The sequence below is a fragment of the Arthrobacter sp. NPDC058288 genome, assembly GCF_042880995.1.
Taxonomy (GTDB): Bacteria; Actinomycetota; Actinomycetes; order Actinomycetales; family Micrococcaceae; genus Arthrobacter.
On sequence record NZ_JBHVYH010000001.1, the window covers coordinates 1,487,394 to 1,501,512 of the forward strand.

General features: G+C 64.8%; 13 protein-coding genes. 3 read left to right on the top strand and 10 right to left on the bottom strand.

Translation table 11 applies throughout. The features are described from left to right. Positions 1-72: 72 nt before the first annotated feature. The 5 genes from dop to ACFVWT_RS07135 form a co-directional block, all read right to left on the bottom strand. A complete protein-coding gene (gene dop, locus ACFVWT_RS07115) occupies positions 73-1,692 on the bottom strand; it encodes a depupylase/deamidase Dop (RefSeq protein WP_390247109.1) in 1,620 nt (539 codons plus the stop codon). 50 nt (positions 1,693-1,742) lie between these two features. Beyond that, a complete protein-coding gene (arc, locus tag ACFVWT_RS07120) occupies positions 1,743-3,524 on the bottom strand; it encodes a proteasome ATPase (RefSeq protein ID WP_209748373.1) in 1,782 nt (593 codons plus the stop codon). An 82-nt stretch (positions 3,525-3,606) separates the two neighbouring features. Further along, positions 3,607-4,674, bottom strand: a complete 1,068-nt coding sequence (locus ACFVWT_RS07125; protein ID WP_390246475.1) for a tRNA (adenine-N1)-methyltransferase — start codon at positions 4,672-4,674, stop codon at positions 3,607-3,609. 103 nt (positions 4,675-4,777) lie between these two features. Next, a complete protein-coding gene (locus tag ACFVWT_RS07130; protein WP_390246477.1) occupies positions 4,778-5,965 on the bottom strand; it encodes a site-2 protease family protein in 1,188 nt (395 codons plus the stop codon). Continuing rightward, a complete protein-coding gene (locus ACFVWT_RS07135; protein WP_390246479.1) occupies positions 5,958-6,707 on the bottom strand; it encodes an HAD family hydrolase in 750 nt (249 codons plus the stop codon). The genes ACFVWT_RS07130 and ACFVWT_RS07135 overlap by 8 nt, the downstream gene beginning before the upstream one ends. Before the next feature lie 163 nt (positions 6,708-6,870). On the opposite strand from ACFVWT_RS07135, the gene ACFVWT_RS07140 reads away from it, so the two are divergent. Then, positions 6,871-7,776 (top strand): PAC2 family protein, encoded by a 906-nt coding sequence (locus tag ACFVWT_RS07140; protein ID WP_011692015.1) that lies wholly within the window; start codon positions 6,871-6,873, stop codon positions 7,774-7,776. A gap of 75 nt (positions 7,777-7,851) precedes the next feature. Here ACFVWT_RS07140 and mshC read toward each other — a convergent pair whose 3' ends face one another. Both mshC and ACFVWT_RS07150 read right to left on the bottom strand, forming a co-directional pair. Continuing rightward, on the bottom strand, positions 7,852-9,132 hold the full coding sequence (gene mshC, locus ACFVWT_RS07145; protein ID WP_390246482.1) for a cysteine--1-D-myo-inosityl 2-amino-2-deoxy-alpha-D-glucopyranoside ligase: 1,281 nt from the start codon (positions 9,130-9,132) through the stop codon (positions 7,852-7,854). A 15-nt stretch (positions 9,133-9,147) separates the two neighbouring features. Then, positions 9,148-9,981 (bottom strand): undecaprenyl-diphosphate phosphatase, encoded by an 834-nt coding sequence (locus tag ACFVWT_RS07150; RefSeq protein ID WP_390246484.1) that lies wholly within the window; start codon positions 9,979-9,981, stop codon positions 9,148-9,150. 52 nt (positions 9,982-10,033) lie between these two features. Here ACFVWT_RS07150 and ACFVWT_RS07155 point away from each other — a divergent pair, with 52 nt between their 5' ends. After that, on the top strand, positions 10,034-10,969 hold the full coding sequence (locus tag ACFVWT_RS07155; RefSeq protein WP_390246486.1) for an aldo/keto reductase: 936 nt from the start codon (positions 10,034-10,036) through the stop codon (positions 10,967-10,969). A 54-nt stretch (positions 10,970-11,023) separates the two neighbouring features. Here ACFVWT_RS07155 and ACFVWT_RS07160 read toward each other — a convergent pair whose 3' ends face one another. After that, positions 11,024-11,287 carry a hypothetical protein gene (locus ACFVWT_RS07160; RefSeq protein ID WP_390246487.1) on the bottom strand — a complete coding sequence of 88 codons (264 nt, stop codon included), beginning with the start codon at positions 11,285-11,287 and terminating at the stop codon, positions 11,024-11,026. 39 nt (positions 11,288-11,326) lie between these two features. Here ACFVWT_RS07160 and ACFVWT_RS07165 point away from each other — a divergent pair, with 39 nt between their 5' ends. Then, entirely contained in the window at positions 11,327-11,560 is a 234-nt protein-coding gene (locus ACFVWT_RS07165) for a DUF5703 family protein (RefSeq protein WP_011692010.1), read from the top strand. 4 nt (positions 11,561-11,564) lie between these two features. Here the strand turns inward: ACFVWT_RS07165 and ACFVWT_RS07170 are convergent, their stop codons facing one another. Beyond that, the gene (locus ACFVWT_RS07170; protein WP_390246489.1) at positions 11,565-12,728 is read right to left on the bottom strand and encodes an acyl-CoA dehydrogenase family protein; all 1,164 of its coding nucleotides are present in this window, start codon (positions 12,726-12,728) and stop codon (positions 11,565-11,567) included. 45 nt (positions 12,729-12,773) lie between these two features. Beyond that, positions 12,774-14,078 carry a M20/M25/M40 family metallo-hydrolase gene (locus tag ACFVWT_RS07175; RefSeq protein WP_011692008.1) on the bottom strand — a complete coding sequence of 435 codons (1,305 nt, stop codon included), beginning with the start codon at positions 14,076-14,078 and terminating at the stop codon, positions 12,774-12,776. Positions 14,079-14,119: the final 41 nt, after the last annotated feature.

Below are 14,119 nucleotides of genomic sequence, written 5' to 3' on the forward strand. Positions count from 1 at the left end.
TCTATCCGTCCCCGGTGAGAGGGGACATCCTGTAAGCCCATATTGCCACGCCTTAAGCCATGGTGGGGTGCTTTATGCCGGTGGCGGAGGCGGAGTTTGTCCAAGGAGTTCGGCAAGGAAAGATCCGGCGTCCTTGTGCCTCGCAAACAGGCCCCCCGTGAGGGCTTCCGTTCCCCTCAACGGCTCCCGGGTCGGCACCCGCTGGAGCCGTCCGTGGCCCGGTACGTCGAAGATGACCGAGTCCCAACTGGCGCCCACCACGTCCTTGCTGAAGCTGCTGACGCACCGGCCGCGGAAGTACGCGCGCGTGTCCGACGGCGGTTCCGTCACGGCGCGGGCGATGGTTTCGTCGTCGACGATCCGGTCCATCCGGCCCCTGGCAAGCATCCGGTGGTAGAGCCCCTTTTCAGGCCTGACGTCTGCCCACTGAAGGTCCACAAGGCCCAGCCTGGCATCGTTCCACTCCAGTCCGTCCCGCTGCCTGTAGCCGTCCAGCAGCGAAAGCTTGGCCAGCCATTCCACGGAGGAGGCGGCAGCGGTCCGGTCACTGTCGAGATCCGTCAGCGTCGCAGCCCAGCGTTCAAGGAGGGCGTGGGTATGTCCGTCTCCGTCCACGGCATCCCCCACCCCGGTGTCCTGGGCGAGCTTGGCTGCGGCTTCGTGGTACATCCACTGCAGGTCCAAAGCCGTGACCCGGCGGCCGTCCAGAAGCCTCAGGGTGGCGGTCAGCGAGGTGTCGTGGCTGACGGCCTGCAGTGCCGCCACCGGCTCGTGGACCTCAATGCGGGGAGCAAGGCCGGCTTCGATCAGGCTGAGCACCATGGCCGTGGTGCCGAACTTCAAGTAGTTGGCGGCCTGGCTCAGGTTCGCGTCGCCGATGATTACGTGCAGCCGACGGTATTTGTCCGCCGTGGCGTGCGGCTCGTCCCGTGTGTTGATGATCGGCCGGCGGATGGTCGTCTCCAGGCCAACCTCAGCCTCGAAGAAATCCGCCCGCTGGCTGATCTGGTAGCCCGGCCGGGAGCTGTCCTGGCCTAGGCCCACGCGGCCGGCACCGCACATGACCTGACGCGTAATGAAGAATGGCGTGAGCCCCCGGACGATGTCGCCAAAGGGCACCGCGCGGGGCATGAGGTAGTTCTCGTGCGAGCCGTAGGACACTGATTTGTTGTCCGTATTGTTCTTGTACAGGTTTACCGGCGGAAGCTGTGGATCCGCGGCCATCCGGCGTACCGAGGAAAGTGCCACCAGGTCTCCCGCCGCGTCCCAGGCAACCGCGTCCAGCGGATTCGTCACCTCCGGGCTTGAATATTCCGGATGTGCATGGTCCACGTACAGACGTGCGCCGTTGCCCAACACCATGTTCATCAGCAGCGAGCCGGTTTCGTCCTCGCCGTCCCGCTCCAGTTCCTCGCGCCCGTAGGCCAGCGCCACAGCTTCGGCGTCGAGGACCGGGGGCTGGTCCGTCAGCTGGCTGGGGTCGGCCTGGTTGCGTTCCAGGGTCCACCCCCGGGCATCATGCAGGGGCTCCTCGTCCGTGTAGTCCCACCGGGTTTCCGCCCCGCCGGCGGCGCGCTGGCGGGTCAGCTGGGCATACGCCTGGATTACCCGGGCGGACATCATCGTGGCGTTGGCGCCCGGGGCCGACGGAGCATGGATGCCGTATTCGGTTTCTGAGCCCATCACCCGCATGGCCCCGCCCGCAGGGAGCGGGGCGCCGGGAACCCCGGCCCTGCGCGGCGTCACAGGTACTGGCCCGTGTTGGGCATCGTCTCGATGGATTTCCCGGGTTCCTGTCCCGCCTTGCCCTGGACGATGGTGCGGATATAGGTGATGCGCTCACCCTTCTTACCGGAGATCCGTGCCCAGTCATCCGGGTTGGTGGTGTTGGGCATATCCTCATGTTCGCGGAACTCGTCGACGACGGCGCGCAGCAGGTGGTCGATGCGGATGCCCTTTTGTTGGGAGGTCAGCAGGTCCTTGATGGCGTACTTCTTGGCGCGGTCAACGACGTTCTGCACCACGGCGCCGGAGTTGAAGTCCTTGAAGTACAGCATCTCGGTATCGCCGTTGGCGTAAGTGACCTCGAGGTACTCGTTGGATTTCTCGGTGGAATACATCGCTTCAACGGTGCGCTGGATCATGGCGTCGACGGTCGCCTGGACGTCGCCGCCGTGTTCGGCAAGGTCGGACTCGTGGAAGGGCAGGTCCGTGGTGATGTACTTGTAGAAGATGTCGGCGGCGGCTTCCGCATCCGGCCTCTGGATCTTGACCTTGACGTCCAGCCGGCCCGGACGCAGGATGGCCGGGTCGATCATGTCCTCACGGTTGGACGCGCCGATAACTATGACGTTGTCCAGGCGTTCGACGCCGTCGATCTCGCTCAGGAGCTGTGGCACGATGGTCGTTTCCACGTCCGAGGAGATGCCGGTCCCGCGGGTACGGAACAACGAATCCATCTCATCGAAGAACACAACGACGGGGCTGCCGTCCGAGGCCTTCTCACGGGCACGCGAGAAGATCAGGCGGATGTGGCGCTCGGTCTCGCCGACGTATTTGTCCAGGAGCTCCGGGCCCTTGATATTGAGGAAGTAGCTCTTGAGGTCCACGTTCCCGGTGCGCTCGGCGGCCCGGGCAGCGAGCGAATTGGCCACCGCCTTCGCGATCAGCGTTTTGCCGCAACCCGGCGGCCCGTAGAGAAGGATCCCCTTGGGAGCCTTCAAGCCGTGTTCGCGGTAAAGGTCCGGGTGCAGGAACGGCAGCTCGACGGCATCCCGGATCTGTTCGATCTGGGGGCCCAGCCCGCCGATGTCCTCGTATGTGATGTCCGGAACCTCTTCGAGCACAAGGTTCTCCACTTCCGAGCGCGGCACCTTCTCGAGTGCATACCCCGTCCGCGAGTCGATGGAGAGGGCGTCGCCCACGCGGAGCTTCTCCGACATCAGCGCACCGGAAAGGCGGATGACCCGCTCCTCATCGGCGCGTCCCACGACGAGGGCGCGGTCGGTCCCCAGCATTTCCTTGAGCGTGACCAGTTCCCCGGCGCGTTCATAGCCGAGTCCGGCCACCACCAGCAGTGCTTCGTTGAGGAGGACTTCCTGCCCCACGGCAAGCTGGTTCATGTTCACCAGCGGGCTCACCCCGACGCGCATTTTACGGCCGGCGTTGAAGATGTCCACTGACTCTTCCGTGGCTGCCTGGCCGCTGTTGCCGGCCGTGGGCTGCCGTTTGGGGTTCAGCTGCAGAATGGTCCCAAAGCTGTAGGGCGGCTGGCCTTCCTGGTCCAGGGCGTTCTTAAGGCGCAGGATCTCCGCTTTCGCGGTTTCCAGCATGCCCACCAGTTTTGAGTTGTTCTGTGTCGCGGCGGCAAGCTGACGGTCTATGTGCCGCAGTTTGTCCCGGAGGATGTTCACCTGACGGTCCGCAACTGAGAGTTCGTTGGCCACGTAGCGGGCGTTCTCAGGGTCCACTGCCCCTGCGGCCTCGTCCGGTGTCCGTGAGGAGTCGTTGTTCGGAGTCTCCATCATGCATCAGCCCCTTCCTGCGCTTCTATTAAGACCTTAGCCCCAAGAAGCCGGGTACTGCTGGAGACATCCGAAATACGGACTAGTTCGTGACCTCCGGGTCGTCCTTGACGTTGGTTCCGGCGATGGCGTCGCGGGCGGCGCGGCGGAGCTTCTTATCGGAGACGAGCCGCTCACCCACAGCGCCGGGTGTCCAGGCATTGACGTCGTCCTCGTTGAAGTCCGTCTTGGACGGCCGTCGCTTTACCGAGATACCCGTGACGCCGTCTGCGAGCCTGCGGGTGACCAGCAGGAATCCCGTGTGAGCCACCATGCGGTGGTCCGGCCGCACGGCAAGGCCCTCGAGGTGCCAGCCGCGGACCATGGATTCCCAGGCGTCGGGCTCGGTGAACCGGCCGTCGGCCCGGATCGCTTCCGCCGTCCTGGACAGCTGGGTCACGGTGGCAACGTAGTTGATCCACACACCGCCGGGGGCGAGGACCGTGGCGACGGCGTCGAGGCACTCCCAAGGTGCCAGCATGTCCAGGACGACGCGGTCCACGGATCCGGGAGCTTCACTGCGGACCACTTCCTCCTGGAAGTCCCCGAGGGAAATCTTCCAGGCCGGGTGCGGTCCGCCGAAAATCGTTTCCACGTTGCCGCGGGCAATGTCCGCGAATTCCTCGCGCCGCTCAAACGAGTGCAGGTAGCCGTTGTCGCCGACCGCCCGGAGCAGTGAAATCGACAATGCGCCGGAGCCCACGCCTGCTTCCACCACGCGGGCGCCGGGGAAGATATCCGCCATGGTGACGATCTGGCCGGCGTCCTTCGGGTAGACCACGGCAGCCCCGCGGGGCATGGAGAGTACGAAGTCGGAGAGCAGCGGACGGAGCGTTTGGTACTGCTGCCCCACGTTGTTGGTAACGACTGATCCGTCGACCTTGCCGATGATTTCATCATGGTTAAGGAAGCCGCGGTGGGTGTGGAACGCTCCCCCGGCCTCCAGGGTGATGGTGTTCATCCGGCCGCGCTCGTCAGTCAACTGCACACGCTCGCCTTCGCGGAAGGGACCCCGACGCCGGGCAGCACCCACCGGCATTGCCCCGGCGGTGCCGGCGGCGTCCGCGGTGTCGACCGGCGTGATGTTGTTGGCGGCAGTTTCGCTGCTCATGGAATATTCCTCGCTCTTGTAAACCTGTGTGGCCGTGCATCAGGATGGCCCGGCATCAGTCGCCGGGCCCGGGGCGCCGGTATTTCACGACCGGCAGGTAACTCTACCGGTTCTGCGCCTTGGCGCGCCCGCTGCGGCGCAATTCCTTGCCTGTAATGGCAGTCACTACGGCTTGCTGGCGAAGCAGCCCGGTCACTTTTCCGTGGTGGTCCACGACGGCGTATTCGTGGCCCTCAAGCTGGCCAAGGTACTGCACCAGCTCCTGGCCCTGGGACCATTCGGGCACGTACGCGCCGGCGCTGAGGGCGTGCGCCACTGCGGTGGCGGGGGTTGTTGCCGCGGCCCCTGGCGGAACGGCAGCGACGGCGACGTCGGAGACGATTCCGGCAGGACGCCCGTCCGCGCCGCAGAGGATAACCGCCGGAGTGCCCTGCGGCGAAAGCCGGAGGACATCCGCCACCGTGGCGGATTCCGGTATTCCGACCGCTGGTTCTGCGAGGGCGGCTGCGTTGACAAGGTGCAGCCGGCTCCGAAGCCTCCCGTGCTGGATGGACGCCGACGCCCCCATCCAGAGGAAGCTGCCCACCAGCACCGTGATGAGCATAAGTACAACGTCGGGGCGGTCACCTCGCAGCAATGGGAGCAGGACAAACCAGACCGCCAGGGCAATGACAATGATCCGGCCTGCCCAGCCGGCGGCCACGGTGCCTTTTTCCTGGCTTCCAGTGGCTTTCCAGACAGCGGACTCAACGAGGCGACCGCCGTCGAGCGGCAGCCCGGGCAGGACGTTGAAGATGCCAATGAGCAGGTTCGCCCAGACAAAGATGTTGGACAGGATCCCCGCCACGCCGGAGGGATCCGTGGCAAGGATGAACAGCCAGCCGGCACCCGCCAGGGCAAGGTTGGCCGCAGGGCCGGCCATGGCCACCAGGACCGAGCGGCCCGGCGTTGCGGTGAAGCCTTCGAACTGGGTGTGGCCGCCCCAGAGGTTGAGCACGATTTTCTCGGTGGGCCAATGGAAGATCTTGGCTGTCAGTGCGTGCGCGAGCTCGTGGACAAGTACTGAGATCAGCAGGAGCAGGGCATAGGCGAACGCCACGTAGTAGGCCGTAATTCCCATGTCCGGGTACTGGCTCTCGAGCACCGGTCCGTACGCAATCACGGTGAACGCAGCAATGACGAACCACGAATACGCCAGGACCACCCTGATCCCCGCGATGCGGCCCAGCGATATGCCCTCCCTGCGGCCGTTGGCAACCTTCGGACCGTTGCCGCCCTTCGGGTCAGTCAAGGCCGTGGCTCCGGAACGCTGCGTCCTCCAGGCCGGTGTACGCTGCCGCGAAATCGTTGCGCCGGGCCACCAGCTGCTGGAGGTCGGCCACGGTGCGGCCCTCGAGGGAATGCCACGTGGCCCTGGCCGGATCATCCGGCAGCGGAACGATGTGCGGGATCGCCACAGTCGCCACTCCCGATGCCATGGCCGCAGCCACGCCAGGCGCCGAATCTTCGAGCGCAACGCAATCGGCTATGGTCAGTGCGGAGTCCCCTTGCTGGAGGAGTTCGACCGCTTTGAGGTAGGCCTCCGGGTGGGGCTTGCCGTTGGCGACGGTGTCGCCGGTGACCAGAAATTCGAAGTAGGGCTTCGGCAGCGCTGCGACGACCTCGCGTGCAAGCGGCCCTTCGGACATTGTCACCAGGGCGCATCGGATGCCTGCCTCATGGAGCTGGTCCAGCAGTTCGCGCGCCCCCGGCCGCCAGGGAACTGACTTGCGGACTTTGCTGACGACCTGGGCCGTCAGTGAGTCGATGATTTCCCGGGCCTCGAGCTTAACTCCGGCCTTCTGGAGAACCCCGGCCGAGAAGACCAGGGACTGTCCCACCAGCTGCATGGCCTGGGCGTGGGACCATTGTCCGCCGTGGGCTGCCACGAGCGCGTGCTCAGCCTCGATCCAGTACGGTTCAGTGTCGACGATGGTGCCATCCATGTCCCATAAAGCGGCTTTGAGAAGTGGCTGGGAGGCTGAGGATCGCATAGCTCCAAGTCTACGGTGCGGCCCTCGGGAGGCGGCGTGCGCTACGCCCTCGGCGAATATCATGCTGTGTGACGCTGTGCAATGCGGTGCGGCCGCGGGCCGCCGAAGATTTGTGGCGCTTCATTCCATGCACGCGGCGGGGTCTTGGACGTAGGGTGAAGAAATGAATAGCTTCGACGGAGACACCAGCGAACCGGGTGCCACGCCCGAGCCGGAGCGGCTGCTGCAGCCTGTGCCAGAAGGTCAGCGCATCACGGTGATGCTCGCCGCCTTTGAAGGCTGGAACGATGCCGGAGAAGCAGCGAGCGACGCCTTGCGCTACCTGAACAAACTATGGGGCGGCAAGAAGGTGGCATCGATTGATGCCGACGAATACTACGACTTCCAGTTCACAAGGCCCACCATCCGCCGGACTTCATCCGGGGAACGCAAAATCAAATGGCCGTCCACGCGGATCTACAAAGCCAGTGCCCCGGACGCCAATGTCGATGTGATCTTCGTCCAGGGCACGGAGCCGTCCTATAAGTGGCGGGCCTATACCGCTGAACTGCTGGTACATGCGGAAGCGTTGCACGTGGACTACGTGATCCTGGTGGGGGCCCTGCTTGCTGATGTGCCCCACAGCCGTCCCATCCCGGTGAGCACCTCCACTGACGACAGCGCCCTCCGGGAGCGCATGAACCTTGAGGCCTCGCAGTACGAAGGGCCGGTTGGGATTGTCGGAGTACTTTCGGAAGTGGCATTGCTGGCCGGCCTGCCCACAGTATCCCTCTGGGCGGCCGTTCCGCATTACGTCGCGCAGGCCCCCTCCCCCAAGGCCCAGCTCGCGCTTCTCCATAAGATTGAGGAGCTGCTCCAGGTGCCGCTTGACACGCACGAGCTCGCGGAAGAAGCGGACGCCTGGGAGCGCGGTGTGGATGAACTCGCCACCGAGGACCCGGAGATTGCGGCATACGTCCGGCAGTTGGAGGAAGCCAAGGACACCGCCGACCTTCCGGAAGCCAGCGGCGAGTCCATTGCGCGCGAATTCGAGCGTTACCTCAAACGCCGTGGCAAGGATAAACAGTAGGACGCAACCTTAACTTACGCAGGGCGCGGTCCCCGGTGAACCTCGCCGGGGACCGCACCCTGCTGCATAGGAGAGTTAAAGCTCGACGCCGAGCAGGGCGTTGACGGCGTCACTGACCAGCGCCTGATCCATCGGGGAGCCGGCCCCTGCATGGTGCTTTGCGCCGGCGGCCCAGCGGTCCACGGCCGCGAGGGCGCCGGGGGCATTCAGGTCGTCCGCCAGCTCGCTCCGCATCTCGGCGATAAGTGTGGCGGCGGAACCCTCCGGGGCCATGGTGAGGGCGTCGCGCCACTCGGCCAGCCTCGTCTTTGCTTCTGCGAAACCTGCCTCCGTCCAGGACCAGTCCGTGCGGTAGTGGTGGGCGAGGATTGCCAGGCGGATGGCCGCGGGCTCTTCGCCGGCTGCCCGGAGTTTGGACACGAGCACCAGGTTTCCTTTGGATTTGCTCATCTTTTCGCCGTCAAGGCCCACCATTCCGGCGTGGGCGAAGTGGCGTGCCAAGGGAACGGCGGCCAGCGAATAGGCGTGTCCGGCGCCCATCTCGTGGTGAGGGAAGATGAGGTCCGATCCTCCGCCTTGAACTGTGAAGGGCGCCGGCAGGTACTTCTGTGCAATGACCGTGCACTCAATGTGCCAGCCGGGCCGGCCCGCACCCAGTTCCCCGCCGGGCCAGCTGGGTTCGCCCTCGCGGGCCATGCGCCAAAGCAGCGGGTCCAGGGCCTGCCGCTTGCCCTGTCGGCCGGGATCGCCGCCGCGTTCGGCGAAGAGCTCCAACATCTCAGTCTCGGAGAGCCCGGACACTGAGCCCAGGGTCCAGGCATCCGTGGCCTCTGCGGAATGCTTGCTGGCGGCCTCGACGTCGTAATAAACGTCGCCGTCGGGCTCGCCGGCAGGGCCGGGAACTCGGTAGGCCAGGCCGAGGTCCACCAGGCGTTCAATGGCGGGAACGATTTCCGGAATGGACTCGACCGCGCCGACGTAGTAGTCAGGCGCCAGGACATTGAGGGCGGCCATGTCGGTCTGGAACAGCTCGATCTGGCTCGCGGCAAGCTCGCGCCAGTCAACACCCGTTGCCGTGGCCCGCTCCAGGAGGGGATCGTCGACGTCGGTCACGTTTTGGACGTAGGCGACGCGCTGGCCGCCGTCGCGCCATGCACGGTTCAGCAGGTCGAAGGCCACATAGCTGGCCGCGTGCCCCATATGGGTAGCGTCATACGGCGTGATGCCGCAGACATACAGCGATTGCTCACCAGTGGCTTCAAGGGTGGTGTAGGCGCCCTCGGCGGTGTCGAAAATCCGAACAGCGGGCATGCGGCCCGGGAGCTGAGGGACAGGGCGGGAGATCCAGGATTTCACAGGCCAAGCCTAGTGCTAGGCGCTGATGACATTGAAACCGAGCAGCAGGTACAGCGCCAGGCCGAGGAAAATCCGGTACCAGACGAAGAGCCGGTAGCTCCGGGTGGAGACGAACTTCAGGAACCAGCCGATGATGACGTAGCCGACCACAAGGGCGATCACGGTCGCCAGAGCTGTTTCCGGCAGGCCGTAGGGCCCGGTGATGCCGTCCTTGGACAACACTTTGTACAGCTGGTACAGCCCGCTGCCGAACACGGCGGGAATGGCGAGGAGGAACGAATACCGGGCTGCGGCCTCGCGGGTGTACCCCATCAGCAGTCCAGCGGTAATGGTTCCACCGGACCGGGACACACCAGGTATGAGCGCCAAGGCCTGCGCGAACCCGTAGAGGATGCCGTGCTTATACGTCAGCTTTGTCAGGTCACGCTCCTGGCGGCCCACTGCATCTGCCACGGCGAGGATCAGGCCGAAGACGATCAGCATGGTGGCCACGATCCAGAGGCTGCGCAGGACGGATTCAATCTGGTCCTGGAAGACCAGGCCCAGGACGATGATGGGCAGGCTGCCCAGGATCACCAGCCAGCCCATGCGGGCATCCGGGTCGTCCGACGGAACGCGCCGCGTCAACGAGCCGAACCAGGCCTTGACGATCCGGACGATATCCCGCCAGAAATAGATGATCACCGCGGTCTCGGTTCCGAGCTGGGTGATGGCGGTAAAGGCCGCCCCGGGGTCCGCCGCATTCGGCAGGAACGATCCGACGATGCGCAGGTGGGCGCTTGAGGAAATCGGGAGGAATTCGGTCAGCCCTTGGACAAGACCCAGCAGGGCCGCTTCAAACCAGTTCACGTTTATAGACCCTACGTCATGAAGCATGGTGAATCCCCGTAAGCTAACTGCTATGCAGCAGCGTTATGTCGGCAACAGTGGGTTGCGCGTGTCCTCACTCTCCCTTGGAACGATGTCGTGGGCCCGGGAAACGGATGAGCAGGATGCCTCCGAACTGCTGCGGTCGTTCGTTGACGCCGGCGGCACCTTGATCGACACCGCAGCCTCCTACGCCGACGGCCAGGCGGAGGCCCTCCTGGGTTCCATGCTGGGTGACGTCGTCTCCCGCTCGGAAGTGGTTCTTTCCACCAAGGCAGGAATTTCGACGTCGGACGGCCGGCGCAGCGTCGACACCTCACGTAACGGCATGCTGTCCGGTCTGGATGCCAGCCTCGCCAGGCTCGGCACCGATTATGTCGACGTCTGGTTTGCGCAGGCATGGGATGCGAATGTCCCCTTGGAGGAGACGTTGTCGGCCCTCGAGTTCGCAGTACGCACGGGGCGCGCCCGCTATGCGGGAATCTCGAATTTCACCGGGTGGCAAACGGCCAAGGCCGCAGCCGTGGCCGGGTTTCCGCTCGTGGCGAGCCAGACTGAATACTCGTTGCTGCAGCGAAAGCCTGAATCGGAGCTCATCCCGGCCATTGAGGACGCAGGACTGGGACTGTTTGCGTGGGCGCCTTTGGGCCGCGGGGTGCTCACCGGGAAGTACCGCGGGCACATACCGGCGGATTCCCGGGCGGCGCAGAAGAGGCTGGCCGGCTACGTTGAGCCCTATCTGGAGGAGCCGGCGTCCAGGATCGTGGAAGCGGTTGCGATGGCCGCCCGGGGACTGGGCAGGTCGTCCATCGATGTCGCCCTGAGCTGGCTGCTCTCCCAGCACGGAGTGGCGACCGCCATCGTGGGAGCCAGGTCTCCCGTCCAGCTGAAGGAAATCCTGGATTCGCAGCTGACACACGTGCCTGCTGAAATCGCCCGGGCGCTGGAGGACGTTTCTGCGGTGAACTAACGCCGCCAGGCAGGCGGCCCGTCCGGCATAGAAACCGTGGCGTCAGGGCCTCGGCTAACCTTCGACGATCTCCAGGTCCTCGTCGTCATCGGCTTCTTCTTCGTCTTCGTCATCCACGTCGTCGATGACTTCCAGCGGGGTAACCTCGCCGTAGGCCTCGTAAAGGGAATCGTCGTAGACTTCGAAAGCATCAGCAACGGCAAAGAACGCCGCTTCGACGGTTGGGTCTCCCTCGCCCCGCCGTGCGGAGGCTGCGATCAGGTGTTCTTCCAGGGCTGTGGTCAGGGACTGAAGCGCGACACGCGGATCGATGCTCATGACTTCACGTTAGCCGGAAAATGACGAAAATGGAGAGCAATGAAAGAACATTTTCTGAGCAGTTCAGTCCAGCGGGAGCGGGACTACGCGAGGCAGTACGAGTACCTCGTACTGACGGTCGGCCCTGAGGATTCACTTCCCGAGGCGCGTCGGCGCCTCGTTGAGCATTCCGAATACGGCAAGTGGGAGCTGGAGCGCAGCCGGCTTTACGTAGGCGGCGGCAGGCGGTTCTGGTTGCGCCGTAAAGTCATCCAGGTGCAGCGCACGGTCTAGCACGCTAAGGAGTGGCCAGCGGACCCAGCCAGGCGTTGGCCACGGTGTTGTGCGCGGACTCGTCATCCGAGGGGTGGAACATCCCGGCCAGGACGTCACGGTACAACCGTTCCAGTTCGGACCCCCGGAAGTAGCTGGATCCCCCCGAGACCCGGATTGCCAGGTCGACAACCGTGCGCGCCGTCTCCGTGGCCCGGACCTTGAGGCCCACCAGCCGCGGGAACCACTGGCTGCCATGATCCACCAGGCCATCAATGTCTCGCGAGAGCTCCGCAAGCTGGGGATACAGGGCGTCCATGGCCATTGCGGCCTCCGCCACCTTCCATCGGATATCCGGGTCCTGGGCGTAACTGCGCCCGTCGTTCTTGAAAGATGTCCGGTGTTTGACGGCCTCAACGCCCAGGACGAACGCTCTCTCGCCGAGGCCGGTGTAGACGGCGGCCAGCAGCGTCTCGAAGCAGGCAAAGATCGCGAAGATCAACGGGTCTGCGTTGGGCCCCACCGGCAGTTTTCGGAAGATCCGGTCCGCGTGCACCACGGCGCCGTCCAGGACCGTGGTGTTCGACTGGCTCGCACGCATGCCCAGGGTGTCCCAGTCCTCCAGGATGTCGTAACCGGCGGATTCCCGGCTGAGGAAGCCGTGCACCAGCTCCCCTTCGCCGTCCCTGGCTGAACCGTCCTTGCCGAAGATGCCGAGCCTGGTCCACACCGGGGACAGGCTGGTGAAGATCTTCCGCCCCGTGAAGCTGTAGCTCCCATCCGTGTGCGGGGTTGCGACGGTCCGCGAATCGAAAAGCACCGAGTCGTTACCGGCTTCGGAGTTCCCGAACGCAAAGATTTCCCCCTGCGCCGCTTCGCGGAGCACAAAATCCAGCGAGGAGTCGCCGCGGGCGGCGAGGACATGCGCGACGCCGGTCCACACCAAATGCATGTTGATCGCCAACGCGGTGGCCGGGGCCGCCGTCGCGAGCCGCCGTTGCAGCTGGGCTGCCGCGGCGAGGCCAAGCCCCAGCCCGCCGTCGGACGCGGGGACAAAGATCTTGAGGTAGCCTGCAGCGGCGAGTTCCGCCAGGTCCTCGGTGAAGAATTCGTTCTCGCGGTCGTAGCGGGCGGCGCGGGCGCGGATGCGTTCCAGCAGGGTGTCGGTCAGGATTTGTTCCGGGGTCATGGCCTGGCTTTCGGGGGCTGCGGTGGCTTTCGGCTGCGAAGCGATTCAGTAGTTGGTCAGGAGCCTGTCCAGGACCCTGGCGCCAAACTTGAGGGAATCCGCGGGCACCCGCTCGTCCACGCCGTGGAACATGCCGGTGAAATCCAGCTCATCCGGGAGCTGCAGCGGGGCGAACCCGTATCCGGTGATGCCCAGCCGGCTCAGGGACTTGTTGTCCGTGCCGCCTGACAGGGTGTAAGGAAGGACCTTGGCGCCGGGATCCTCGGAGTGCAGGGCATCGATCATGGAGTCCACCAGGTTCCCGGCAAACGGCACCTCTAGCGACACATCGTTGTGGACGTACGAAACGTCGACGCCGGTACCTGCGAGCTCCTTGACGATTTCAAGCACCTGTTGTTCCTGCCCCGGAAGTGTCCGGCAATCCACCAGGGCCTCGGCAGACTCGGGGATGACGTTGTGTTTGTAGCCGCCTTTGAGGAGGGTGGGGTTGGTGGTGTTCTGAAGGGTGGCTCCGACGAACCGTGCAACTGTTCCGAGTTCCTTCAGGAGCTTCTCCGGATCGTCCGGATCGAACTCCACGCCCGTGAGTTCCGTCACGCCGTCGAGGAACTGCCGGGTGGTGGGCGTCAGTTCCACCGGCCACTGGTACTCGCCGATGCGGGAGACAGCGCTGGCGAGGCGTGTGACGGCGTTGTCCGTGTTGATCTGCGAACCGTGGCCCGCGCGGCCGTGCGCCACCAGACGCAGCCAGGAGAGGCCCTTCTCCGCGGTCTGCAAAAGATAGGTCCGTTGACCACCAATGGTGGCGGAAAAGCCGCCGACTTCAGAGATTGCCTCGGTGGCGCCGTCGAAGAGTTCACGCCGGTTTTCGACGGCGTAACGGGCGCCGTAGGTACCGCCGGCCTCCTCGTCGGCGAAGAATGCGAAGATCAGGTCCCGCTTGGGTTTGCGTCCGGTCCGGGCAAAGTTCCGCATAACAGCGAGGATCATGGCGTCCATGTCCTTCATGTCCACGGCTCCGCGTCCCCAGATCAGGCCGTCCTTGAGTTCGGCTCCGAAAGGGTCGACTGACCACTGATCCCGGAGGGCGGGCACAACGTCGAGGTGCCCGTGCACCACCAGGGCGCTCGCGGAGGGGTCCTCCCCCGCAATTCGCGTGACGACATTGGCCCGGCCCGGCGCCGATTCAAAAATCTCCGCGTCCAGCCCCACTTCGGTGATGAGGCCGGCGGTGTATTCCGCGGCCGCGCGCTCCCCTGGTCCTGTTCCGTCTCCGTAGTTCGAAGTGTCGATCCGGATCAGTTCCTGGCAGATCCTGACAACTTCGTCCTCGGGGCGTACTTCAGTCATGTTTCACTCCTCGTGGGGGCGGCTTGAATGCTGGTTTCAGC

Excerpts from the sequence above, each read along its gene's own strand:
- dop (WP_390247109.1), bottom strand. The coding sequence starts at position 1,692 with ATGCGGGTGATGGGCTCAGAAACCGAATACGGCATCCATGCTCCGTCG.
- arc (WP_209748373.1), bottom strand. The coding sequence starts at position 3,524 with ATGGAGACTCCGAACAACGACTCCTCACGGACACCGGACGAGGCCGCA.
- ACFVWT_RS07125 (WP_390246475.1), bottom strand. The coding sequence starts at position 4,674 with ATGAGCAGCGAAACTGCCGCCAACAACATCACGCCGGTCGACACCGCG.
- ACFVWT_RS07135 (WP_390246479.1), bottom strand. The coding sequence starts at position 6,707 with ATGCGATCCTCAGCCTCCCAGCCACTTCTCAAAGCCGCTTTATGGGAC.
- ACFVWT_RS07140 (WP_011692015.1), top strand. The coding sequence starts at position 6,871 with ATGAATAGCTTCGACGGAGACACCAGCGAACCGGGTGCCACGCCCGAG.
- ACFVWT_RS07155 (WP_390246486.1), top strand. The coding sequence starts at position 10,034 with ATGCAGCAGCGTTATGTCGGCAACAGTGGGTTGCGCGTGTCCTCACTC.
- ACFVWT_RS07160 (WP_390246487.1), bottom strand. The coding sequence starts at position 11,287 with ATGAGCATCGATCCGCGTGTCGCGCTTCAGTCCCTGACCACAGCCCTG.
- ACFVWT_RS07165 (WP_011692010.1), top strand. The coding sequence starts at position 11,327 with ATGAAAGAACATTTTCTGAGCAGTTCAGTCCAGCGGGAGCGGGACTAC.
- ACFVWT_RS07170 (WP_390246489.1), bottom strand. The coding sequence starts at position 12,728 with ATGACCCCGGAACAAATCCTGACCGACACCCTGCTGGAACGCATCCGC.
- ACFVWT_RS07175 (WP_011692008.1), bottom strand. The coding sequence starts at position 14,078 with ATGACTGAAGTACGCCCCGAGGACGAAGTTGTCAGGATCTGCCAGGAA.